This window comes from Klebsiella sp. CN_Kp104 (genome assembly GCF_040064515.1).
Lineage (GTDB): Bacteria > Pseudomonadota > Gammaproteobacteria > Enterobacterales > Enterobacteriaceae > Klebsiella > Klebsiella aerogenes.
The window spans coordinates 270,030-291,357 of the sequence record NZ_JBEAII010000002.1 but is presented as its reverse complement, the minus strand read 5'-3'; the positions used below and the strand labels follow the sequence as shown (position 1 = coordinate 291,357).

General features: G+C 57.6%; 16 protein-coding genes. 7 read left to right on the top strand and 9 right to left on the bottom strand.

What is annotated here, in order from left to right:
• Positions 1-39: 39 nt before the first annotated feature.
• Positions 40-2,817 (bottom strand): flavocytochrome c, encoded by a 2,778-nt coding sequence (locus ABLU80_RS03320; protein ID WP_047037102.1) that lies wholly within the window; start codon positions 2,815-2,817, stop codon positions 40-42.
• A gap of 638 nt (positions 2,818-3,455) precedes the next feature.
• On the opposite strand from ABLU80_RS03320, the gene ABLU80_RS03315 reads away from it, so the two are divergent.
• From ABLU80_RS03315 to ABLU80_RS03305, 3 genes are all read left to right on the top strand, one after another.
• Positions 3,456-4,961 carry an anion permease gene (locus ABLU80_RS03315; RefSeq protein ID WP_348849692.1) on the top strand — a complete coding sequence of 502 codons (1,506 nt, stop codon included), beginning with the start codon at positions 3,456-3,458 and terminating at the stop codon, positions 4,959-4,961.
• A gap of 55 nt (positions 4,962-5,016) precedes the next feature.
• Positions 5,017-6,669, top strand: a complete 1,653-nt coding sequence (fumA, locus tag ABLU80_RS03310; protein WP_047053766.1) for a class I fumarate hydratase FumA — start codon at positions 5,017-5,019, stop codon at positions 6,667-6,669.
• 149 nt (positions 6,670-6,818) lie between these two features.
• Positions 6,819-8,435 (top strand): mechanosensitive ion channel domain-containing protein, encoded by a 1,617-nt coding sequence (locus tag ABLU80_RS03305; protein WP_221694355.1) that lies wholly within the window; start codon positions 6,819-6,821, stop codon positions 8,433-8,435.
• Between the two features lie 153 nt (positions 8,436-8,588).
• Here ABLU80_RS03305 and pcaC read toward each other — a convergent pair whose 3' ends face one another.
• Genes pcaC through ABLU80_RS03275 form a run of 6 tightly spaced genes read right to left on the bottom strand, consistent with a single transcriptional unit; the run spans position 8,589 to position 13,653 of the window.
• Positions 8,589-8,978, bottom strand: a complete 390-nt coding sequence (gene pcaC / locus ABLU80_RS03300; RefSeq protein WP_015705266.1) for a 4-carboxymuconolactone decarboxylase — start codon at positions 8,976-8,978, stop codon at positions 8,589-8,591.
• Entirely contained in the window at positions 8,968-9,735 is a 768-nt protein-coding gene (pcaD, locus tag ABLU80_RS03295; protein WP_032707941.1) for a 3-oxoadipate enol-lactonase, read from the bottom strand. The genes pcaC and pcaD overlap by 11 nt, the downstream gene beginning before the upstream one ends.
• Positions 9,725-11,077 (bottom strand): 3-carboxy-cis,cis-muconate cycloisomerase, encoded by a 1,353-nt coding sequence (locus ABLU80_RS03290; protein WP_348849691.1) that lies wholly within the window; start codon positions 11,075-11,077, stop codon positions 9,725-9,727. Before ABLU80_RS03290 ends, pcaD begins: the two co-directional genes overlap by 11 nt.
• Before the next feature lie 9 nt (positions 11,078-11,086).
• Entirely contained in the window at positions 11,087-12,289 is a 1,203-nt protein-coding gene (pcaF, locus tag ABLU80_RS03285; protein ID WP_020078965.1) for a 3-oxoadipyl-CoA thiolase, read from the bottom strand.
• A 10-nt stretch (positions 12,290-12,299) separates the two neighbouring features.
• Positions 12,300-12,956 carry a 3-oxoacid CoA-transferase subunit B gene (locus ABLU80_RS03280; protein WP_348849690.1) on the bottom strand — a complete coding sequence of 219 codons (657 nt, stop codon included), beginning with the start codon at positions 12,954-12,956 and terminating at the stop codon, positions 12,300-12,302.
• A gap of 10 nt (positions 12,957-12,966) precedes the next feature.
• Positions 12,967-13,653, bottom strand: a complete 687-nt coding sequence (locus tag ABLU80_RS03275) for a 3-oxoacid CoA-transferase subunit A (protein WP_032707939.1) — start codon at positions 13,651-13,653, stop codon at positions 12,967-12,969.
• Between the two features lie 167 nt (positions 13,654-13,820).
• Here ABLU80_RS03275 and ABLU80_RS03270 point away from each other — a divergent pair, with 167 nt between their 5' ends.
• Positions 13,821-14,627: an IclR family transcriptional regulator C-terminal domain-containing protein gene (locus ABLU80_RS03270; protein ID WP_047036430.1), complete on the top strand. Its 807-nt coding sequence runs from the start codon at positions 13,821-13,823 to the stop codon at positions 14,625-14,627.
• Here the strand turns inward: ABLU80_RS03270 and smrA are convergent.
• Both smrA and ABLU80_RS03260 read right to left on the bottom strand, forming a co-directional pair.
• A complete protein-coding gene (smrA, locus tag ABLU80_RS03265; protein WP_015366810.1) occupies positions 14,624-15,187 on the bottom strand; it encodes a DNA endonuclease SmrA in 564 nt (187 codons plus the stop codon). The genes ABLU80_RS03270 and smrA overlap by 4 nt on opposite strands.
• Before the next feature lie 102 nt (positions 15,188-15,289).
• Complete coding sequence (locus ABLU80_RS03260; RefSeq protein ID WP_015366811.1) at positions 15,290-16,198, bottom strand: LysR family transcriptional regulator; 909 nt, start codon at positions 16,196-16,198, stop codon at positions 15,290-15,292.
• Positions 16,199-16,365: 167 nt separating this feature from the next.
• Here ABLU80_RS03260 and ABLU80_RS03255 point away from each other — a divergent pair, with 167 nt between their 5' ends.
• From ABLU80_RS03255 to abgT, 3 genes are all read left to right on the top strand, one after another.
• A complete protein-coding gene (locus ABLU80_RS03255; RefSeq protein ID WP_348849689.1) occupies positions 16,366-17,676 on the top strand; it encodes a M20 family metallo-hydrolase in 1,311 nt (436 codons plus the stop codon).
• On the top strand, positions 17,676-19,121 hold the full coding sequence (locus ABLU80_RS03250; protein WP_063445692.1) for a M20 family metallopeptidase: 1,446 nt from the start codon (positions 17,676-17,678) through the stop codon (positions 19,119-19,121). The genes ABLU80_RS03255 and ABLU80_RS03250 overlap by 1 nt, the downstream gene beginning before the upstream one ends.
• A 116-nt stretch (positions 19,122-19,237) precedes the next feature.
• Positions 19,238-20,764, top strand: coding sequence for a p-aminobenzoyl-glutamate transporter (gene abgT / locus ABLU80_RS03245; RefSeq protein ID WP_020078968.1), 1,527 nt, complete (start codon positions 19,238-19,240; stop codon positions 20,762-20,764).
• Positions 20,765-21,328: the final 564 nt, after the last annotated feature.

Genomic DNA, 21,328 nt, shown 5'->3' with positions numbered 1-21,328 from the left:
GCCGGGCGGCTAAGCCAGCCCGGCATCAGCAATTACCTATTATCCTCTGGCACGTTTCGCCGCCTGATGGCCCGCGAGGGTACCGAAGATGATGATATCCGCGACCGCGTTACCGCCGATGCGGTTACCGCCATGGATACCGCCAACCACTTCACCCGCGGCGTAGGCGCCGCGAATCGGCTGCTGCGCCACATTCAGCACTTCGCCATCGGTATTAATGGTCACGCCGCCCATAGTGTGGTGCACCCCTGGGGCAATACGAATGGCGTGGAACGGGCCTTCGTTAATCGGCGCGCGCAGCGCGGTTGTGCGGCCAAACGCTTCATCGTGCTGTTTTTCCACCGCGCCGTTGTAGCATTCCAGGGTAGCGAGGAACGCATGGTAATCCATCCCCAGTTTCTCCGCCAGTTCACGCGGCGAGCTGGCGCTGGTGACGAAGCCTTTGGCGATATACTCGTCGGCGGCTTTGTTTTTCGCCCGCACATGCTCGTCGAAGACGATGTAAGCATAGTGTTCCGGCAGCGCGATAATCGCCGCAGACACTTTATCGCGGGTCTCCATCTCGTTGAAGAAGCGGTTCCCCTGCTGGTTAACGAGAATAGCGCCGCCGCCGCGAATCGATTCGGAAATCAGGTACGAGGTCTGCTGCTCGACGGTCGGGTGAATTTGAATTTCGCCCATGTCCACGGTGCCGGCACCAATGCGCTCCAGCAGCGCAATACCGCTACCGGTCGCCCCTTTATGGTTGGTGGTCACGAAGCCTGCGAGGTCGGGACGATATTTCACCACCATCGCGCTGTTGGCGCTGAAGCCGCCGGTCGCCACGATGATACTTTTGGTCTGCACGTCGATTATCTCTTGTTCATCGTTGATAAGACGCACGCCGCTCACTTCGTCGTGGCGCATCAGGATCTCTTCTACCGAGGTATCCAGCAGCACATCGATACCGCGTTTGGTGATATTACGCACCAGACCGCTAATCAGGTAGCCGCCAACCGCCGATCCGTCGCGCGGACGGTGGGTACGGTCGATACTCATCCCGCCGGTGGTGGTGATATCGTTAAGCATAATCCCACGGTCCGCCAGCCATTCAATGGCTTGCGGCGCGTTTTCAACGAAACGGCGCAGCAGCTGCGGGTTGTTTTTGTTGTGGCCGCCCTTCAGGGTTTCCTGATAGAACAACTCTTTACTGTCCTGAATACCTTTGACGCGCTGGAAGCGGGTTTCCGCGGCGTTCATCCCGGCGGAAGCTTTGATGGTGTTGCCGCCAATAGTCGGCATTTTTTCAACGATCAGCACGCTGGCGCCTTCGTCGTGGGCCTGAATCGCCGCAGCCAGACCGGCGCCGCCGCTCCCTACCACCACCACGTCATAGCTTTTCGGCGCGGCATCGTTGCCGCCCTCTTCCGCAGCCAGCGCTTTGCTGGATTTCAGCATCGCTTTGGACACCGCTTTTTTCACCGCTTCGCTCTGGCTAGTCGCGCCGGAGATAGCGTCGACGTGCGGCGTGTTGGCGGTCAGAATACGTTCGCGGATCTCTTCGAAGCTGGTGGTAAATTCAACGCTCTGTACTGGGCTTGCGGCCAGCTCGATATCCGCAATGCGATCGTTTTCGAGGCTGACGTTAATGACCAGTTCGTTGGCATCGTCCTGAACGGTTTCGACAAACATCCCCGGTTTAAATTTCGCGTCGCCCATGCTCATGTCGCGGATCATCGCTTCGACCAGCGAGAAACGCCACAGCGGTTCCGGAATGTGCAGCGCCTCGCGCTGGGTGCTGTCGATAAAGAGTTCCAGCTCTTCGCCGGCGGCGATACGTGAAGCCCAATCCGGATAGGCGATGCAAGCGCGGCCGACGGCCATCAGGTCATAACCGTGATCGAGGCCCTGTTCGGCGTCGGCTGCGTTAACCACTCCGCCGACGCCCATCACCGGCACCTGCGCCAGCGTTTCAGAACGCATCGCGCAGTATTTTTCAATCAGCGGCGTCGGATCGCTGGTATCTACGATAGACGGGCGCAGCGTCGCGCCAACCGAGAAGTGCAGGTAATCGACGCCGCGGGCGGCCAGTTTCTCCAGCAGATACATGGTGTCATCGAAGCGGATCCCCGGGACTTCCATCTCTTCCGGCGAGAAGCGATAGCCGATAATAAAGGCATCATCAGCGTACTGACGGGCCATTTTATGCGTGATGTCCAGTACCGCCAGCGGGAATCTGGCGCGGTTGTCACGGCTGCCGCCCCACTCATCGTCACGCTGGTTGGAGTTCGGCGAATAGAACTGTTGAATAAGATAGGTGTTGGCGCCATGGATTTCGACGCCGTCGAAACCGGCGAGAATGGCGCGGCGTACGCCGTCGCCAAATTTGGCAATCATGCCTTCGACTTCTTCACCACTGAGGGCGCGCGGCATGGCGGCGCCGTCGCGCGGCGCGGCAATGGCGCTCGGCGCCACCGGCTGGCGACCACCAATCAACTGTGGGTCAACCATGCGGCCGCCGTGGTAAATCTGCAGAATCGCTTTCGAGCCTTCCGCTTTTATCGCTTCGGCGATTTTCGCCAGTCCGGCGATTTTTTCATCGTTATCAATGCCAATAGCGCCCGGGAAGGCCAGACCATAATCATCAATAAAGCAGCATTCAACGATGATAGTCCCGATGCTGCCGGCGCGGGCGCGATAGTATTCAACGAGCTCGCTGGTGACGGTACCATCGAAATAACCGGTGCAGGTGGTCATTGGTGCCATTAGCAAACGGTTTTTCAGTTCAGTCCCATTCGGTAAAGTAAATGGCTGCAGAATTCGTTCGTTACTGGTCATATTAATACTCCAGATTTTAAATATTGAAATTCAGAATTGGGTGACGGAAATTTTATTGATTGTTTATTTTCATTCCTGTTGTCATGCCAATAATATAGCGCGTTTTTTAGTTACCAAATTAATTACGTTAGTTAAAAAACTATTTAATACCTGCAATAACAGCAATACCTCTATTGTATTATTAAATTTATATATCGCATTTACATAATACAAATGAATGATAACATTTCGGTCACTTTTGTTAACGTATTAAAAGCACAAAGAGGCGGAAATAACTCATATATATCAATTGGTTAAAATAAACACCCACTATATAATGCGTTATAATTCTCGCGACTATTTAACAATTTCCATTTCTTTATGATAATAACCACATCATCATATGTGGTTATTGCCAAACGAAAAAAAGATCCAGATCACCTGTTTTTTTTGATCTCGATCAATTGCAATGCAACGTGAAAGCGCAATATATAAATACCCAATGAATTTAATTTAACGCCGCGAAAAACGCGTTAAATAACCGTTTAAGCAATAAGCAATCTCGACCATTAATAATTAAAGAAACTTTCGCAACTAAAAAAATCGAGAATTGTAAGCGAAGACGGAACCGTATTTTCAACTACTAGCAGATACTCATTATGAAAGAGAAAAAGACAACCATACCGCCTGCCGGTGCCGCGTCTAACGCGGCGTATAAACGTCTGATCATGATGGCGTTGCCCATTATCGTCGCCGCACTGCTGCTGTTCGTCCCGGTGCCTGACGGCTTACCGCCATTCGCCTGGCACTATTTTGCTATCTTCGTCGGCGTTATCGTCGGCCTTATCTTCGAACCGCTGCCGGGCGCCGTTATCGGTATCACCGGGGTGGTGGTGATTGCTTTATGTAGCCAGTGGCTGCTGTTCAGTCCAGAACAGATGGCGGCGCCGAGCTTTAAGCTGGCCGGCGCGTCATTTAAATGGGCGGTGAGCGGCTTTGGCAACTCTACCGTGTGGCTGATCTTCGGCGCGTTCATGTTCGCCGCGGGTTATGACAAAACCCAGTTCGGCCGCCGTCTGGCGCTGATTCTGGTAAAATATCTTGGCCGCCGCAGCCTGACGCTGGGCTACGCCATTACCTTCGCTGACCTGCTGCTGGCGCCGTTTACCCCGTCCAACACCGCACGTAGCGGCGGGACCATCTACCCGATTATTGCTAACCTGCCGCCGCTGTACGGTTCTAAACCTAACGATCCGAGCGCACGCCGTATTGGTTCTTATCTGATGTGGGTAGCTATTACCGCCGCCTGTATCACCAGTTCCATGTTCCTGTCGGCGCTGGCGCCGAACCTGCTGGCGCTGGCGCTGGTAAAAAGCATCGTCGGTATCAACATCTCCTGGGGTACCTGGTTTATCGCCTTCCTGCCGCTCGGTATCCTGCTGATCCTGGCCATGCCGCTGCTGGCGTACTGGTTCTACCCGCCAGAAGTAAAAATCAATAACGAAGTGCCGCTGTGGGCCGCTCGTGAACTGGAAAAACTGGGCAAACTGTCGCGCAATGAAATCCTGCTGCTGGTGTTTGTTTGCTTCGCGCTGATGATGTGGATCTTCGCCGCCGACTGGATTGAACCGGCGCTGGCTGCCCTGCTGGTTATCGTGCTGATGCTGTGGACCGGCGTGCTGTCCTGGAGCGATATCACTAACAACAAAGCGGCATGGAATACCTTTGTCTGGTTCGCCACGCTGGTCGCGCTGGCTGACGGTCTCTCCTCCACTGGCTTCATCGCCTGGTTGGGTAAAGAAGGCGGCGCGCTGATGAGCGGTATTTCTCCGGGCGTTGCGACCATCGTCCTGCTGCTGGCGTTCTATCTGCTGCACTACCTGTTCGCCAGCACCACCGCGCACACTACCGCGCTGCTGCCGGCCATGCTGACCATCGCTTCGACTATCCCGGGCATGAATATGGAAGTCTTCGTCCTGCTGATGGTGACCTCGCTGGGCGTGATGGGCATCATCACCCCGTACGGTACCGGTCCGAGCCCGATTTACTACGGCAGCGGCTACCTGCCAACCAAAGACTACTGGCGCCTCGGCACCATCTTCGGCGCCATCTTCCTGGCCGCCCTGCTGCTGATTGGCTATCCGTGGATGTCCATGATGTTCTGATTCATAACCGCCGGGTCTTCCCCCGGCGGTTTTTATCTTTATGGAGTATGTGAATATGTCGACGAAACCCTTTGTTTATCAAGACCCGTTCCCGATGGCGCATGACGATACCGAATACTATTTGCTCAGCAAAGAGCACGTCTCCGTCGCCGAATTCGCTGGCCAGGAAGTATTGAAGGTTGAACCGCAGGCGTTAACTCTGCTGGCGCAGCAGGCCTTCCACGATGCCGCTTTTATGCTGCGCGTCTCTCATCAGCAGCAGGTCGCGGCCATTCTGCTCGACCCGCAGGCCAGCGAAAACGACAAATACGTCGCGCTGCAGTTCCTGCGTAATTCCGAAATCGCCGCCAAAGGTGTGCTGCCCACCTGCCAGGATACCGGCACCGCCATCATCATGGGTAAAAAAGGCCAGCGCGTTTGGACCGGCGGCGGCGATGAAGCCGCGCTGGCGCAGGGCGTCTATAACACCTATACCGAAGACAACCTGCGTTACTCACAGAATGCGCCGCTGGATATGTATAAAGAGGTCAACACCGGCACCAACCTGCCGGCGCAGATCGATCTCTACAGCGTCGACGGCGACGAATATAAATTCCTGTGCATGGCGAAAGGCGGCGGTTCCGCCAACAAAACCTATCTGTACCAGGAAACCAAAGCGTTAATCACCCCGGCGAAGCTGAAAAACTACCTCGTCGAGAAGATGCGTACCCTCGGTACCGCGGCCTGCCCGCCTTACCACATCGCCTTTGTGATTGGCGGCACCTCAGCGGAAGCGACGCTGAAGACCGTTAAGCTGGCTTCCGCCCGCTATTATGACGACCTGCCGACCACGGGTAACGAACACGGTCAGGCGTTCCGCGATGTGCAGCTGGAGCAAGAGCTGCTGCAGGAAGCGCAAAATCTCGGTCTCGGCGCGCAGTTTGGCGGGAAATATTTTGCCCACGATATCCGCGTTATCCGTCTGCCGCGCCACGGTGCGTCCTGCCCTATCGGTATGGGCGTCTCCTGCTCCGCCGACCGCAACATCAAAGCTAAAATCAACCGCGACGGCATCTGGATTGAAAAACTGGAGAGCAACCCGGGGAAATATATCCCTGAACACCTGCGCCAACAGGGCGAAGGCAAGGTGGTTAGCATCAACCTGAATCAGCCGATGAGTGAGATCCTGACGCAGCTGTCGGCGCACCCGGTCTCCACGCGTCTGAGCCTTAACGGCACGATTATCGTGGCCCGCGACATTGCCCACGCTAAGCTGAAAGAGCTTATCGATAACGGCGAAGCGCTGCCGGAGTACGTGAAAGATCACCCTATCTACTATGCCGGCCCGGCAAAAACGCCTGCCGGTTACGCCTCCGGCTCCCTCGGCCCGACTACCGCAGGACGCATGGATTCCTACGTCGATCTGCTGCAATCGCACGGCGCCAGCATGGTGATGCTGGCCAAAGGTAATCGCAGCCAGCAGGTGACTGACGCCTGCCATAAACACGGCGGTTTCTACCTCGGCAGCATTGGCGGCCCGGCGGCAGTACTCGCCCAGCAGAGTATTAAGAGTCTCGAGTGCGTGGCTTATCCGGAGCTGGGAATGGAAGCTATCTGGAAAATCGAAGTGGAAGATTTCCCGGCCTTTATCCTCGTTGATGATAAAGGTAACGACTTCTTCCAGCAGATCCAAAATCAGCAGTGCGCCGGTTGTAAACAACACGGCTAATTCCCTCCACGCCCGGCGGCTCATCGTCGGGCGTATTCTCCCCCTTTATTCTTGAATTCACCTGACGCTGAACTATGCTCAATCCAGCAGCCGTTCAGAGTTTGACCAGCTGAAAAATAACAATAATTCCCCCTTTTCCGGTGTCGCATATGAACAGGATCCAGGCGTTATTAACGGCGTGTTTTCTGCTATGGCTGGCCTTTCCGCTTTCGGCGGCAGAACCGCGTCAGCAGCCCACCGCTCGCGAGCAGGCGCGAACCGTCGCGATTTTCCATCAACCGATCGTCATGCTGCAGGCCACCTTCGGCCAGACTACGCCGGAAGAGCGGGTTCTGCGCATCCGCAATACGCTACGCGCCTTTACCGAGGCCGATATCAGCCAGCCGCTGCAGGTGGTGCCAGTCACCCGCTACAACCAGCCGGGGCGGCTGTTTCTGATGAATGGCAAACCTATTATGTTGCTAAGCCAGGCCGACCTCGATGAAGGCGACGATCTTACCCTCGATCAGGCGGCGCAGCGCGTTCTTGCCCGTATGGAAGCGCAGCGGACGTCGCTACGCGAACAGTACAATACCCGCTATCTGCTGCTGGCGGCGCTAAAATCCGCCGCCGGCGCGTTGCTCCTCGCCCTGGCCTGCTATCTCGCTTTCCGTTCGTGGCGGCGAGTGAGGCGCTTTTTCCATCTGCGGATCCTCGAAAAGCGCAGCCTGATCCCGCATAACTGGCGGCGTTTTCTCGGCAACATTGAAAGCCGGCTATACGCGCTGCTGGTCATACTGCTTGGGGTACTGGCGGGTTATGTCTGGCTGAGTTGGGTATTCAGCCTGTTTCCGTGGACCCGGGTATGGGGAGAGTCGCTCGGTGAGTGGTCGGTAGGGGTGATTCGCGATATTTCGCTGTCCATCGTGTCGGCGCTGCCGGGACTGATGATCGTACTGCTTATCTTTCTGATTACGTGGTTTATCATCCGCCTGCTGAAGGTGGTGTTGGATCAGGTCGCCGCCGGGCGTCTGCAGATCCCCGGACTGCATCCGGAAACCGTCGGCGCCACGCGAAAGCTTATCGCCGTGGTTATCTGGCTTTTTGCGCTCTCCGCCGCCTATCCTTTCTTGCCTGGCGCAAACTCTCTGGCCTTCAAGGGGATTAGCGTGTTCTTCGGCCTGATGTTGACGCTGGGCTCAGCGGGGGTGATGAATCACGCCATGAGCGGCCTGGTGCTGATTTATACCCGTGCGCTGCACAAAGGCGACTGGATCCGCATCGCCGATAACGAAGGCCAGGTCAGCGAGATCGGCATGCTGGCGACCAAAATCCTGACCCGCGAAAACTATATTGTCACCCTGCCGAACGCGGTGGTGGTCAGCGGTAAAATCACCAATCTCAGCGCCAGTGACCCGCAACAGGGAATCAACCTCACCACCGGTGTGACCATTGGTTACGACACGCCGTGGCGGCAAGTACAGGCGATGCTGGAACTGGCGGCCCACCGCGCCCAGGGAGTGGATCATCAGGTGGCGCCGGTGGTTCGCAAACTGGGATTGCTCGACTGGTATACGTCGTATGAACTGCAGGTGCGGCTGTTACCGGAAACGACGCTGCCGGAGGGGCGCAACGCGCTGCACAGCAGCATTATCGATGTATTTAACGAATTTGGCGTGCAGATTATGTCGCCCAATTTTGTCATGCAACCGAAAGGCGCGGTGGTGGTCGCCAAAGAGGATTGGTATACCGCCCCGGCCGTCGCGCCGCAGGAAGGCGACAGATAACGTCATCCAACGCCAACGCAGCGTCACCAGGTAATGCCGGATGGCGCTGCGCTTATCCGGCCTACAACTCAAAATCCCCGGTGGCGCTACCGCTTACCGGGGCTACAGCGCCGTGCGATTTAGTAGCCCGGACAAGGCGCAATGCGCCGCCCCCTACGCCTGCGCGGCGTCGATCTCGGCAAACACCTGCTGCGCAAGGTGCAGCGTGGCGTTTGCCGCCGGTAAACCGCAGTACAGCGCCGAATGCATAATCAACTCTTTCAGCTCATCACGGGTCACGCCGTTATTAAAGGCGGCGCGCAGATGCATCTTAAGTTCCGCCTCGCGGTTGAGCGCAATCAGCATCGCAATAGTGATCATGCTGCGGGTATGGTGATCGAGCCCCGGACGCGTCCAGGTTTCTCCCCAGGCGTAACGGGTGATGAAATCCTGAAACTCCTCATTCAGCGGCGTGAGGTTCTGCAGCGTACGGTCAACGTGAGCATCGCCTAATACCTTGCGGCGAACCTCCATTCCCTGCTGATAACGTTGTTTATCTTCCATTTTGCTCCCCCAGCAAAAAGCCGTTCAGCGCGGCGTTAAAGGCGGCTGGCGCTTCGATATTCGACAGATGCGACGCGCTCAGCACCACCACCTGGGAATCGGCAATCTGCTGATGCAGAAAGTTAGCGTCGGCGACAGTGGTGACAGGGTCACTTTCTCCAGCAATAATCAGCACCGGAATCGCAATTTGCCCGACCTCCCCCCGCAGGTCTGCCGCCGCCAGCGCTTCGCAGCAGGCGGCGTAGCCTTCAGCGTCGCTATGGGTCAACTGGTGACATAACGCCTCGACCACCTCCGGCGCGCGCTGGCGGAAATTATCACTAAACCAGCGGTCCGCCGCCCCCGCGGCAACCACATCCATCCCTTCCTGACGCACCGCGCGGGCGCGGGAAAGCCAGCCCGACTGATCGCCGATCCGCGCCGCGGTATTAGCCACCGCCACCGCATAAAAACGTTCCGGCGCAAAGCGCGCCAGCCATAATCCCGTCAGCCCGCCCATCGAAATACCGCAAAACAGCGCCTTACCGATATTAAGGTGATCGAGCAGCGCAAGTACGTCTTCGCCCAGTTGCGCCAGGGTCACCTTGCCGTTTTTCGTCGTTTTACCATGGCCATGGGTGTCATAACGCAGTACGCGAAAATTCGCCGTCAGGGCCTCCATTTGCGGCTGCCACATGGCGCGCGTGGTGCCAAGCGAGTTCGACAGCACGATAACCGGCGCGCCTTCCGGCCCGTCGAGTTGATAATCAAGATTCATGATGTTGCTCCTGATAACGCGCCAACACCTGGCGCACAAAGCGTTCGGCGCTACCGGTGGCCGTTGCCGGATCCAGTAGCGAGTTTAAACGTTCGCGGGAGAGATACTGACTGACCAGCGGGTCGGCCGCCAGCAGATCGACAAGCAAGCCATTGCGATCCAACGCCTGACGACACAGCGCTTCTACACGATGATGCGCCTCGGCTTTGCCAATAAACTCCGCCAGCGCCAGGGTCACCGCTTCCGCCATAATCAGCCCGTGAGTGATATCAAGGTCGGCACGCATCTTATGCACGAAAACCTGCATCTCGCGCACCAGCATGTCAGTTTGCGCCAGCGCCCCGCCCACCAGCATGATCAGTTCCGGTAGCGTTTCCCATTCGGCCTGCCAGCCGCCGAGCGCGCGCTCATGCTGTTGGATTTGGCCGGCGTAGAGGGTGGCGACCAGCCCCGGCGTGCGCTGCGCCGCGGTTAGAATCGCCGCGCAGGAGACCGGGTTACGTTTGTGCGGCATGGTCGAGGAGCCCCCGCGCCCTTCCGCCAGCGGCTCGCCGACTTCCGCAACCTCGGTTTGCATCAGCAGCGAAAAATCATTGGCGAATTTTCCCAGAGTGCCGCAAACGCCGGCGAACCAGGCGCCGACCTCGAGGAAACGGTCGCGCTGGCTATGCCATGGCGTATCCGGCAACTGCAGGTCGAGGGTTTGCGCCAACGCCTGCGCCACCTGCGGCGCCTGCTGTTTCAATGAATCAAGCGTGCCCGCCGCGCCGCCAAACTGCAGCGCCAGCACCCGTGGGCGCATCTCAATCAACCGCTGCTGCCAGCGCAGCAGCGCATCCAGCGTCCCCGCCAGTTTAAGGCCAAACGTGACCGGTAGCGCATGCTGCATCCAGGTGCGCCCCGGCATCACCGTATGTTGATAGCGCTGCGCCTGTTCGGCGAACGCGTCAATCAGGCTTTGTAGCAGGCTATCCGTCGCCGCCAGCGCGCCCCGCAGTTGCAGAACAAACCCGGTATCGATAGCGTCCTGGCTGGTGGCGCCCCAATGGACATAGCGCGCGGCGTCCGGATCCTGCGCTTTCACCCGCGCAGTCAGCTGTTTAACCAGCGGAATAGCCAGATTGCCGGCGCTGGCCGCCGATTGTCCCAGCGCGTCGAAATCGATAAGCGCATGCCGGCAGGCGTTGACTATCGGCGAGACTGCCGCCTGCGGCACCAGCCCGCAGGCGGCCTGCGCCTGCGCCAGCGCGGCTTCGAAATCCAGCATACCCTGTACCCGCTGCGCATCGCTGAACCAGTCGGTTAGCGGACTGCTACGCAACATGGGCGTCAACAAACTCATCGCGACTCCTTAAACGCGTTCAATAATCAGCGCAATCCCCTGGCCCACGCCGATACACATGGTGCACAGCGCATAGCGGCCGCCGGTACGCTTCAACTGATAAGCGGCGGTCATCGCCAGACGTCCGCCGGAAGCCCCCAGCGGATGACCCAGCGCAATGGCCCCGCCGTTGGGGTTAACGTGGGCAGCATCATCCGGCAGGCCTAAATCACGGGTAACCGCCAGCGCCTGCGCGGCAAAAGCCTCATTCAGTTCGATGACATCCATCTGCGCCAGCGTCAGCCCGGTTTGCGCTAACACTTTGCGCACCGCCGGTGCCGGGCCGAAGCCCATAATCCGCGGCGCCACCCCTGCCGTCGCCACGCCGACAACCCGCGCCAGCGGCTGTAAATCATTCGCCGACATCGCCTGTTCACTGGCCAACAACAGCGCACAGGCGCCGTCGTTGACGCCGGAGGCGTTACCGGCGGTAACGCTGCCGTCGGCGCGGACCACGCCGCGCAGTTTAGCCAGCGCCTCCAGCGAGGTGCTGCGCGGATGTTCATCGCGGCTGAAACGCAGCGGCTCACCTTTGCGCTGCGGCACCGATACGGCGATCAGTTCATCGGCGAAACGCCCCGCTTCCTGCGCCGCCGCGGTACGTAACTGACTGCGTAGCGCAAAAGCGTCCTGGTCGGCGCGAGAAATGGCAAACTCATCGGCGACGTTTTCCGCAGTTTCCGGCATCGAGTGCACGCCGTACAGCGCTTTCATCTGCGGGTTAATAAAGCGCCAGCCGATGGTGGTATCTTCCATCTGCATCGAGCGGCTAAAGGCGCTCTCGGCTTTGCCCATCACAAACGGCGCGCGCGACATACTCTCCACCCCACCGGCGATCATCAGTTGAGTTTCGCCGCTTTTAATCGCCCGCGCCGCGACGCCGATCGCATCGAGACTGGAACCACAGAGGCGGTTAATCGTGCTGCCGGGAACGCTCTGCGGCAGCCCGGCCAGCAACAGCGCCATGCGCGCCACGTTACGGTTATCTTCTCCGGCCTGGTTGGCGCAGCCGTAGATCACATCGTCGATCAGCGCCGGATCGAGTCCCGGGTTACGCTCCAGCAGCGCTTTCAGCGGCAGCGCCGCCAAATCGTCGGCGCGCATACTGGATAATGCGCCGCCAAAACGGCCAAACGGCGTACGCACCGCATCACAGATAAATGCCTGATTCATCATAGGTTCCTTACGCACTTTCCGCCAGTTGTTCAAAAGTCAGCGCCAACGGAGTGATGCGCTGTAGCTCTTCAAAGGAGAGGCCATTAAAGATTTCGCGCACCACCGGGCCGCGGTCGGTAATATCGATGACCGCCAGATCGGTATAGATACGGCTGACGCAACCGACGCCGGTCAGCGGGTAGCTGCACTGTTCGACCAGTTTGCATTCGCCATCGCGGGTCAGATGGTCCATCATCACAAACACCTGGCGGGCGCCGATAGCCAAATCCATCGCCCCTCCAACCGCCGGGATCGAATCCGGCGCGCCGGTGCTCCAGTTAGCGAGATCGCCGCTGGCGGAAACCTGATAGGCGCCCAGCACGCAGATATCGAGATGCCCGCCGCGCATCATGGCGAAGGAGTCGCCATGGTGGAAAAAACAGCCGCCCTGCAGCAGGGTGACATACTCTTTACCCGCGTTGATCAGTTCCGGGTCCTCTTCGCCGGGCTGCGGCTTCGGCCCCATTCCCAGTAGCCCGTTTTCACTGTGCAGGAACACCTCTTTATCGGCAGGTAGATAGTTGGCGATACGGGTCGGCAGGCCAATACCGAGGTTGACGTAAGCGCCTTCCGGAATATCGCGGGCGACGCGCTGGGCCATTTCGTCACGAGTCAATTTTTGCATCTTCGGCTCCTCAGGCGCTTTGCGCGACGGACAGATTTTCCAGCGAGAATACACGCTGGACGAAAATCCCCGGGGTGATGATGTTTTCCGGGTCGAGTTCGCCAAGGGCGACCAGCTGCGAGACTTCAACAATGGTGGTTTTGGCGGCGGTCGCCATAATCGGGCCGAAGTTGCGCGCCGCTTTGCGGTAGACCAGGTTGCCCCAGCGGTCTCCCTGGTGGGCCTTAATCAAGGCGAAGTCAGCTTTAATCGGATACTCAAGCACATAATGGCGGCCATCTATTTCCCGGGTTTCTTTGCCTTCCGCCAGCGGCGTGCCGTAGCCGGTTGGGGTAAAGACCGCGCCGAGCCCCGCGCCAGCGGCCTGGATCCGCGCCGCCAGATTGCCCTGCGGCACCAGTTCCAGCTCAACCTTGCCGCGGCGATAGAGGTCATCGAAAATCTGTGAATCCACCTGACGCGGGAATGAGCAGATCATTTTGCGCACCCGTCCGGCTTTGAGCAGCGCCGCCAGCCCCACTTCGCCATTGCCCGCGTTGTTATTAATAATGGTTAGGTCGCGGGCGCCCTGTTCAATCAGGGCATCAATCAGGTACGTCGGCTGCCCGGCGGGGCCAAACCCGCCAATCATGATGGTCGCGCCGTCGTGGATCCCGGCAATGGCCTCACTCAGCGTCGACACGCTTTTATCAATCATCAGGTCGCTCCTTAACGTGCGGTAATCGCACTTATATGCGTTGTTCGCACAAAATGTGACCCGCTTAACGATGCTGGTCAAGGGCGATAATCGAAATATGGTGCGATAATCGAACATCGTATATCTTTAGCGAAAGAATGTGATCGATGGCAAATACGGAGAACAAAATGGACAAGCATCCAGATGATGTAGTAGCGGGCGACGGCGATCCGTTTAAGGGCGATCCGAACTTTATGGCATCGCTGGCGCGCGGGCTGGAAGTGATTCAGGCTTTTACCCCGCAGCGCCCGGTACTGTCGATTTCGCAGATCAGCCAAAAGACCGGCATCCCCCGAGCGGCGGTACGTCGCTGCCTGTATACCTTAAGCAAACTGGGATTCGTCTACGCCGAAGACGGTAAGAATTTCCAGCTGCGTCCACGGATCCTTGCCCTCGGTCACGCCTGGCTGGCCTCAACGCCGCTGGCGCGCTCGGCGCAGCCAGTGCTCAAGCATCTGAGCGAAATGCTCAATGAATCCTGCTCAATCGCCACCCTCGATGGCGACGATATCCTGTATATCGCCCGCGCCTCCAGTTCGCGAATTATGACGATCGATCTTGATATCGGCAGCCGCCTGCCGGCGTGGGCGACCTCCATGGGCCGCGTGCTGTTAAGCCATCAGCCGGAGGAACGGCTAAACGACATGCTGAGCCGGGTGACGATGATTCGCTACACCCCGCAGACGGTAGATTCGGTAAATAAGCTGCGCGCGGAGCTAAAACGCGTGTATCAGCAGGGATATGCGTTAAACGATCAGGAACTGGAAATGGGGCTGCGTTCGCTGGCAGTGCCGCTATATAACCCGCAAGGACAGGTGGAAGCGGCGCTGAACGTCGGGGTTCACGCGGGCCAGATGTCGACCCGCGAAATGCTGGATCGGGTGCTGCCGGAATTACAAAAAGCCGCCCGCGAGCTAACGCTGCTGCTGCGCTAGCGGCTGCGTTTGGCGTGTAGCTCCCAGTTCTCCTGCTTAGCCTGTTCGGATTTACGCAGCGCCACGTAACAAGCGCCGCTGCCGCCGTGGTGCGGTAGCGCGGCGCAAAACGCCTGTACCTCGGGCAACTCTGGCAGCCAGCGCGCCAGGTAGCTGCGAATAATATTGGCGTGGGCCTGGTCATCACGGCCTTTGCCGTGGATGATAAGTAAATTACGCAGCCCCTCTTTTTGCGCCTGTATCACGAAGGCGAACAGCATTTGCCGACACTGTTCGACCGGCTGGCGCAGTAGCGACAGGCTTGCCTGCTGGCTGTATTTTCCGCGCCGCAGTTTTTCCAGCACTCCGCTTTGCAGCCCTTCCCGTTTGAACTCCAGCGGCACGGCGAGCGGCACAATATCGAGGTAGCCGGTGGTCAGATAATTATCGAGCTGCAGGGTATCGATACGCTGCGGGGCGCGCACGTTGCGCTCACGGTGCCAGTGTACGTCATTATTGCGTTTCAGAGGCTGGACATCCTCCATGGCGTCAAGAAACAGGGATTTGTCGTCAAGGTTCATGGTCTCTCCTCCAGCGGCTATCGCCTGCTACTATAGCCGCCTCGCGCCTCCCCCTCAACGCGTTTAGCCGCCACTGCCGGCAAATAGCCCCACGCAGGATTTTTAAGGAAACAATTGACGGCTTTGACGACGAAACAAGGTGATTAACGAAGCCGTTAACGGCGTTGGTCGCGTATCGCGCCGCTGAATCAGGTAGTAGGTTGCCCTGGGCAACGTTTCACGTATGGGAATCATCACCAGTTTATCCGCCATCATCGGATCGTTTCCGAGCTCTACCGGCAGAATGCTGAGGAAATCGCTCTTCACCACCAGACTGATGCACGAAGAGAAGGTTTCACACACGATATCGACCTTGGGCGCCAGCCCGGCCTGGTTAAACATCTCCTGCAGTTGTTTAAAGTAGCTACCGCGCGGCGTTGGCATCGTCCAGTGGTGATCGAGCAATTCAGTCAGGGAAGTGGCGCGCGCCGCCGGATGTCCGGCGCGGGCGAATACCGCGAATGGTTTCTCAAACAGTTTTTCAAAGCTGAATTCATGATCGTACGGGCCGGGATAGTAGGTGTTGATAGTGAAATCAAGCTCACCCTGACGCAGCTCATTAATCATCGCCAGAAGTTGCCCTTCCATAATCCGCACCTTCACCAACGGATGCTGCTGATGAAAGCGGCAGATCACCGATGGCATCAGCGAACGGGCGACGCTGGCGCCGAGACCAATATTAATCTGCCCGGCCTGCTCGCCCTGACGCTGCAGAAGTTCGTCCTGTGCCGCCCGCAGCTCTTCAAGGATCAGGCTTGCATGTTGGTAAAAACTTTCGCCGTTTTCCGTCAGCGCCACCCCCTGGCTGCGGCGGACAAACAGTTGGGCGGAAAGCCCCTCTTCCAGCTCTTTAATCGCCTTGGTCAACGCAGGCTGCGAGATCGCCAGCGCCCGGCTGGCGCCGCGAATACTCCCCTCGCGGGCAACCTCAACGAAAGCGCGAATTTGATGAAATTTAATCTGAAATGACATGCTTTAGGTGATAACCATTGTTTATCAGACAGAAGAAAATGACATCTACTGTAATCGAACATGCTGTGGCAGGTTAAGGGTGAGATTGCATGAAAGGCGTATGTGATAAGCAAAAGCTATCACTTCGTGAACGCCGTCACACTTTTTTAATTATGACAGGAAGGGTTATGCCGCAACTTCATGAATTCATCAGCCAACTGGCGCCGGAAATGACGCAATGGCGTCGTGATTTTCACCTGCACGCGGAGTCCGGCTGGCTGGAATTTCGCACCGCCAGCAAGGTTGCCGGGATCTTAGACGGCCTCGGTTATCAACTGGCGCTGGGGCGCGACGTTATCGATGCCGACAGCCGAATGGGGCTGCCCGACGACGCCACCCTGGCACAGGCATTCCAGCGAGCCCGCGAACAGGGAGCGCCGGAACGTTGGCTAACGGCTTTTGAAGGCGGATTCGCCGGCGTCGTCGCCACCCTGGACACCGGCCGCCCCGGCCCGACGCTGGCGTTTCGCGTCGATATGGACGCGCTCGATCTTAACGAACAACACGACGATTGCCATCGCCCGCATCGCGCGGGTTTCGCCTCCTGCAACGCCGGGATGATGCACGCCTGCGGCCATGACGGCCATACCGCCATTGGGCTGGGTTTAGCGCATGTGCTACAGCAGTATGCCGATCGGCTCAACGGGATCATCAAGCTGATTTTCCAGCCTGCCGAAGAAGGCACCCGCGGCGCGCGCGCGATGGTGGCGGCAGGCGTGCTCGATAACGTGGACTACTTCACCGCCATTCATATCGGCACCGGCGTCCCCAGCGGCACCGTGGTCTGCGGCGGTGACAACTTTATGGCGACCACCAAATTCGACGTGCAATTCGAGGGCGTCGCCGCTCACGCCGGCGGCAAACCGGAAGATGGGCACAACGCGCTACTGGCCGCCGCGCAGGCCGCCCTCGCCCTGCACGCCATCGCGCCGCACAGCGCCGGCGCCTCACGGGTTAACGTCGGTGTTATGCAGGCCGGCACCGGGCGCAACGTGGTCCCTTCTTCCGCGCTGATAAAAGTGGAAACCCGCGGCGAGACGGAAGCTATCAACCAGTATGTGTTTGAGCGGGCGCAAAACGTGATTGCCGGCGCCGCAGCGATGTATGAAGCCCGCTATGAACTACGGCTCATGGGCGCGGCGACCTCCAGCGCCCCCTCTCCGGCGTGGGTGCAATACCTGCGTGAGCAGGCAGCACAGGTGCCAGGTGTGATAGAGGCGGTGGATCATATTGCTGCGCCGGCGGGATCCGAAGATGCCACTTTGATGATGGCGCGGGTACAGGAGCGCGGCGGACTGGCTTCATACATGATTTTCGGTACTGAACTGAGCGCCGGACATCACAATGAGAAATTTGATTTCGACGAAGGGGTCATGACCATCGCGGTCGAGACGCTGGCGCGCATCGCGCTCAACTTTCCCTGGCAGCGAGGTGTGTGATGGAAAAGATCTATCAATTTGTTGATGACATCATTGAATCGCGACGCGACGATTTTTGCGCTATTGCCGATGATATCTGGGATCATCCGGAAACCCGATTCCAGGAATTCTGGTCCGCCGCGCGGTTGGCCGACGCGCTGGAAGCGGAAGGTTTTCAACTAAGCCGTCACGCTGGTGGAATCCCCAATGCGTTTATCGCCAGCTTTGGCGAGGGTAAACCAGTCATCGCCCTGCTCGGCGAGTTTGATGCGCTGGCAGGACTCAGCCAACAGGCGCACAGTGCTGAACCAACATCCGCGACGCCGGGGGAAAATGGCCACGGCTGTGGGCATAATCTACTTGGCACCGCAGCGTTCGCCGCTGCTGTCGCTGCGAAACAGTGGCTGCAGCAGCATGGCGGCTCGGGCACCCTGCGCTTTTATGGCTGCCCGGGTGAAGAAGGCGGCTCGGGTAAAACCTTTATGGTGCGCGAGGGGCTATTCGATGATATCGACGCCGCCCTCACCTGGCATCCGGAAGCCTGGGCCGGGATGTTCAGCACCAGCACGCTGGCCAATATTCAGGCGGCGTGGCGCTTTACCGGAACCGCCGCCCACGCGGCAAACTCACCGCATCTTGGGCGTAGCGCGTTGGACGCCGTCACGCTGATGACCACCGGCAGTAACTTCCTCAATGAGCATATTATCGAGAAAGCGCGTGTGCACTACGCCATTACGGATACCGGCGGCGTGTCGCCCAACGTGGTGCAGGCGCAGGCTGAAGTGCTGTATTTGATTCGCGCTCCGGAAATAGCCGACGTGCAGCAAATCTTTGCCCGTATTGAGAAAATTGCTCAGGGTGCCGCGCTGATGACCGAAACCAGCGTCAGCTGTCGTTTTGAAAAAGCCTGTTCCAGCTATCTCCCCAATCGCACGCTGGAAGCGGCAATGTATCAGGCCGTATGTCATTACGGTACGCCGCAATGGAGTAACGAAGAGCGCGCTTTCGCAGCGGATATTCGCGCCACGCTCGGCGTGAACGATATACAGAACAGCCTGAAGAATATTGCCGGCACCAGCGGTGAAGAAGGAAAAGCGTTTGCCCGCCGCCATCACGACACGGTGCTGATCGATGAAGTCGCGCCGTGGGCGGCGACGGAAAACGTGCTGGCCGGCTCTACCGACGTCGGCGACGTGAGCTGGAAAGCGCCGGTGGCCCAGTGTTTTAGCCCCTGCTTCGCCATCGGTACGCCGCTGCACAGCTGGCAACTGGTAAGCCAGGGAAGAACCTCTATCGCCCATAAAGGGATGCTGCTGGCGGGTAAGATACTGGGAGCAACGGCGATTCGTTTGTTCAGCGACAGGCCGTTACTCGAAGCAAGCCAGCAGGAACTGGCTCAGGTACTGGCGGTAAGCCCATACCAGTGCCCGATCCCGCGTGACGTCGTACCATCAATTTTAAAATAAGAAAAATTAGCCTCTGGGATAACGCACAGCGTGATGGCAATCGCCAATAAAAATAACAGCTGACAACCCATGAGGTATGCCGCAACCAACACAACAACGACAACTGAGGAACGCCCATGAGTATGTCATCCATACCGTCGCATTCCCCCACCGGTAAGCTGTATGGCTGGGTTGAAAAAATAGGTAATAAGGTTCCGCATCCATTTTTGCTGTTTATCTATCTGATAGTGGCGCTGATGGCCGCTACCGCCATCTTGTCGGCGCTAAACGTCGGCGTACAGAACCCCACCGACGGTTCGCGAGTGGTGGTAAAGAATCTGCTCAGCGTTGAAGGGTTGCACTGGTTTCTGCCGAACGTGATTAAAAACTTTAGCGGCTTCGCGCCGCTGGGGGCGATTCTGGCGCTGGTGCTCGGCGCCGGTTTTGCCGAACGCGTCGGCCTGCTGCCATCGCTGATGGTCAAGATGTCATCGCACGTTAGCGCGCGTTACGCCAGTTATATGGTGCTATTTATCGCCTTTTTCAGCCATATCTCTTCCGACGCGGCGCTGGTCATTATGCCGCCGCTAGGGGCGTTGATGTTTCTCGCCGTCGGTCGTCATCCAGTGGCGGGGTTACTGGCGGCAATCGCCGGCGTTGGCTGCGGATTCACGGCAAATTTACTCATTGTCACCACCGACGTGTTGCTCTCCGGTATTAGTACCGAAGCGGCGAAAACGCTCGATGCCTCGCTGCATGTTAGCGTCATCGACAACTGGTACTTCATGGCTACCTCAGTCATCGTACTTACTCTGGTCGGCGGATTGATTACCGATAAACTGGTCGAGCCGCGGTTAGGAAAGTGGCAGGGTAAGAGCGATGAAACGCTGCAGACGCTGACGGCGGAACAGCGCTTCGGGCTGCGCATTGCCGGTATTGCGGCGCTGTTGTTTGTGGCGGTTATCGCGCTGATGGTGGTGCCGGACAACGGCATTCTGCGCGATCCCATCAAGCATACCGTGATGCCCTCGCCCTTTATTAAAGGCATTGTGCCGCTGATTATCTTTTTTTTCTTTGTCGTGTCTTTAGCTTACGGCATCGCCACCGGCAAAATTCGCCGTCAGGCTGACCTGCCGCAGTTAATGATCGAGCCGATGAAGGAGATGGCCGGATTTATCGTGATGGTCTTCCCGCTGGCCCAGTTTGTCGCCATGTTTAACTGGAGCAACATGGGGAAATTCATGGCCGTTGGTCTGACCGATGTGCTGGAGAGCGCCGGGATGAATGGGGTACCGGCATTTGTCGGCCTGGCGCTACTGTCGGCGTTTTTATGTATGTTTATCGCCAGCGGTTCAGCTATCTGGTCGATTCTGGCGCCCATTTTTGTACCAATGTTTATGCTGCTGGGCTTTCACCCGGCGTTTGCGCAGATCCTGTTCCGAATCGCTGACTCTTCCGTGCTGCCGCTCGCGCCGGTATCGCCGTTTGTGCCGCTGTTTCTCGGCTTTTTACAGCGCTACCGGCCCGATGCCAAACTGGGCACCTACTATTCGCTGGTATTACCCTACCCACTCATTTTCTTAGCCGTCTGGCTACTGCTGCTGGTGGGCTGGTATCTTGTCGGGCTGCCGATAGGTCCCGGCATCTATCCCCGTTTACCCTAACGCAGCGACAGGCCAGGGAGGGCCTGCGTGAGTTAACGAATTGTGGTGCGGTTCAGGAGCGTTTTACACAGACTTTCGATGGCTAACGACAGCAAATTGATAGCTAACCCACTGATAATCAACACAACAACTCCCGTTAATATGTATTGCATATCGCCACCTTTCTGTTGGTTAAAAAAAACCAGCGCCAAAGCGCTGGAAAATAATTGACTCAAGGAATGCCTGTATATTTATCTGCGACGCCGGGTGCCTCCCGGTGAATTAGCCAGTTCACGCTAATTCGCGTGCGTATGACAAACTGCATAGAGATTTGAACTGAACGCTCCTCCGCACAGGGGAATTCGCCGCCAGACAAAGGTAGCAAAATGCTCTTTCTGCCGCGCCTGCTAGTTAATGCAAAAATAAACATTGCTCCCCGTCCCTTTATTCCAGCATTTTGCGATTGGGCAATCGAATGACGGAATTTAAATGACTGCGATTCGTATTTATAAATTAATAGTACAGCCTTTCATTATTTGCTGACCTTTCGGAGGTATAGTTGGCAGAGCGCACGTCATGATATGG

Bases quoted from the DNA above. Each gene is read 5' to 3' on its own strand.
- ABLU80_RS03320 (WP_047037102.1), bottom strand. From the start codon at position 2,817: ATGACCAGTAACGAACGAATTCTGCAGCCATTTACTTTACCGAATGGG.
- ABLU80_RS03315 (WP_348849692.1), top strand. From the start codon at position 3,456: ATGAAAGAGAAAAAGACAACCATACCGCCTGCCGGTGCCGCGTCTAAC.
- fumA (WP_047053766.1), top strand. From the start codon at position 5,017: ATGTCGACGAAACCCTTTGTTTATCAAGACCCGTTCCCGATGGCGCAT.
- ABLU80_RS03305 (WP_221694355.1), top strand. From the start codon at position 6,819: ATGAACAGGATCCAGGCGTTATTAACGGCGTGTTTTCTGCTATGGCTG.
- pcaC (WP_015705266.1), bottom strand. From the start codon at position 8,978: ATGGAAGATAAACAACGTTATCAGCAGGGAATGGAGGTTCGCCGCAAG.
- pcaD (WP_032707941.1), bottom strand. From the start codon at position 9,735: ATGAATCTTGATTATCAACTCGACGGGCCGGAAGGCGCGCCGGTTATC.
- ABLU80_RS03290 (WP_348849691.1), bottom strand. From the start codon at position 11,077: ATGAGTTTGTTGACGCCCATGTTGCGTAGCAGTCCGCTAACCGACTGG.
- pcaF (WP_020078965.1), bottom strand. From the start codon at position 12,289: ATGAATCAGGCATTTATCTGTGATGCGGTGCGTACGCCGTTTGGCCGT.
- ABLU80_RS03280 (WP_348849690.1), bottom strand. From the start codon at position 12,956: ATGCAAAAATTGACTCGTGACGAAATGGCCCAGCGCGTCGCCCGCGAT.
- ABLU80_RS03275 (WP_032707939.1), bottom strand. From the start codon at position 13,653: ATGATTGATAAAAGCGTGTCGACGCTGAGTGAGGCCATTGCCGGGATC.
- ABLU80_RS03270 (WP_047036430.1), top strand. From the start codon at position 13,821: ATGGACAAGCATCCAGATGATGTAGTAGCGGGCGACGGCGATCCGTTT.
- smrA (WP_015366810.1), bottom strand. From the start codon at position 15,187: ATGAACCTTGACGACAAATCCCTGTTTCTTGACGCCATGGAGGATGTC.
- ABLU80_RS03260 (WP_015366811.1), bottom strand. From the start codon at position 16,198: ATGTCATTTCAGATTAAATTTCATCAAATTCGCGCTTTCGTTGAGGTT.
- ABLU80_RS03255 (WP_348849689.1), top strand. From the start codon at position 16,366: ATGCCGCAACTTCATGAATTCATCAGCCAACTGGCGCCGGAAATGACG.
- ABLU80_RS03250 (WP_063445692.1), top strand. From the start codon at position 17,676: ATGGAAAAGATCTATCAATTTGTTGATGACATCATTGAATCGCGACGC.
- abgT (WP_020078968.1), top strand. From the start codon at position 19,238: ATGAGTATGTCATCCATACCGTCGCATTCCCCCACCGGTAAGCTGTAT.